Raw genomic sequence first — 1,702 nt, 5'->3', positions numbered from 1 at the left:
CCCGCCGTTCGTGTCATGCGGTGTCTTGATCGCCAGCGCCGCTCGGCCGCGCCGAGCAGCGGGGTCGATCAGTTGAGGCGTTCGTAGATGATGGCCATGCCCTGGCCGCCGCCGACGCACATCGTCTCGAGGCCGAACTGGCCGTCGGTGGACTGGAGTCCGTTGAGCAGCGTCGTCGTGATGCGCGCGCCGGTCGAGCCGAAGGGGTGGCCGAGAGCGATGGCGCCGCCGTGAACGTTCAGCTTGTCGAGGTCCATGCCGAGGTCGTGGGCGCTCGGCAGCACCTGCGCGGCGAAGGCCTCGTTGATCTCGTACAGGTCGATGTCGTCGATGCTCATTCCGGCGCGAGCGAGGGCCTGCTTGCTGGCCTCGACGGGGCCCATGCCCATGATCTCGGGGGAGAGGCCGCTGACGCCGGTGGAGACGACGCGGGCGAGCGGCTTGAGGCCGAGCTGCTGGGCCTTGACGTCGCTCATGACGACGAGCGCCGCGGCGCCGTCGTTGAGCGGGCAGCAGTTACCGGCGGTGACGGTGCCCTCCTCGCGGAAGACGGGCTTGAGTCCGGCGACCGAGTCGTACGTGACGCCGGCGCGGGGGCCGTCATCGGTGGAGACGACAGTGCCGTCCGCGAGCGTGACGGGGGCGATCTCGCGGGCGAAGAACCCGTCGGCGATGGCCTTCTCCGCGAAGTTCTGCGAGCGGACGGCCCACTCGTCCTGCTCCTGACGGGAGACGCCGCGGTAGGTGGCGACGTTCTCGGCGGTCTGGCCCATCGCGATGTAGACGTCGGGAAGCTCGCCCGACTCACGGGGGTCGCTCCAGCGTGCGTTCGTCTTGGCCGTCTCGAGGGTTCGGGCCATGGCGTCGGCGAAGCGGGGGTTGAGGTCAGCGTCGTCCGAAGCACCCGCACCGGCAAAGTTCGTGTATTGGGAGACGCACTCGACGCCGGCGGAGATGAAGATGTCGCCCTCGCCGGCCTTGATGGCGTGAGCGGCCATGCGCGTCGTCTGCACGGAGCTGGCGCAGAAGCGGTTGACGGTGGCGCCCGGCACGGTGTCCATCCCGAGCAGGACCGAGACGACGCGAGCCATGTTGTTGCCGTGGCGCCCGGAGGGCTCGGCGCACCCCAGGTACAGATCCTCGACGAGCGAGCGGTCGAGGTCGGGCACCTTGGCGAGGGCGGCCTCGACGACCTGGGCGGCGAGGTCGTCGGGTCGGACATCCTTGAGTGAACCCTTGAACGCGCGCCCGATGGGCGTGCGTGCTGCGGAGACGATGACGGCTTCAGGCATGGAGTGTTCCTTCCGGCTTTGGGCGCGGTCGCCCACGGTTTCCGATGCGAGTCTAGGTGCCACGCCCCCGCCGCGGAGGGGAACGGCCCAAGCGGCTCGGCCGGCCCGATTTGCACGCTCCGAAGAACCTGGGCTAATGTTTACGAAGTCAGCCCGACAGGGCGGGCACCGGAAGCGAAAACCCCGCTTCGATCCATGATCGAAGGTCCGGCAGGTACACGACGGTGCGGCCCGGCTGATGCTTCATCTGGAGCCAAGTGCGCGAGATGACGGCGAGAGCCGGAATTGACGCCCAAGAGCCGGATGGATTACGGTTAAGAAGTTGCCCCGAGCGGGTGGCGAGCGAAAGTTCGCCGCTTCGTGTGGTGTGCGATGGTGTTTTGAGAACTCAACAGCGTGCCGATGTGATC

At 68.0% G+C, this 1,702-nt stretch carries 1 protein-coding gene; it reads right to left on the bottom strand.

Annotated elements, in window-relative coordinates; genetic code table 11:
* Positions 1–68 precede the first annotated feature (68 nt).
* Positions 69–1,292 carry an acetyl-CoA C-acetyltransferase gene (locus tag AX669_RS00005; RefSeq protein WP_062255783.1) on the bottom strand — a complete coding sequence of 408 codons (1,224 nt, stop codon included), beginning with the start codon at positions 1,290–1,292 and terminating at the stop codon, positions 69–71.
* Positions 1,293–1,702 lie beyond the last annotated feature (410 nt).

Origin of the sequence: Dermacoccus sp. CCH2-D9, from assembly GCF_001556795.1 — a bacterium.
Classification (GTDB): domain Bacteria; phylum Actinomycetota; class Actinomycetes; order Actinomycetales; family Dermatophilaceae; genus Dermacoccus; species Dermacoccus nishinomiyaensis.
This window is presented reverse-complemented; position numbering and strand designations above follow the sequence as displayed.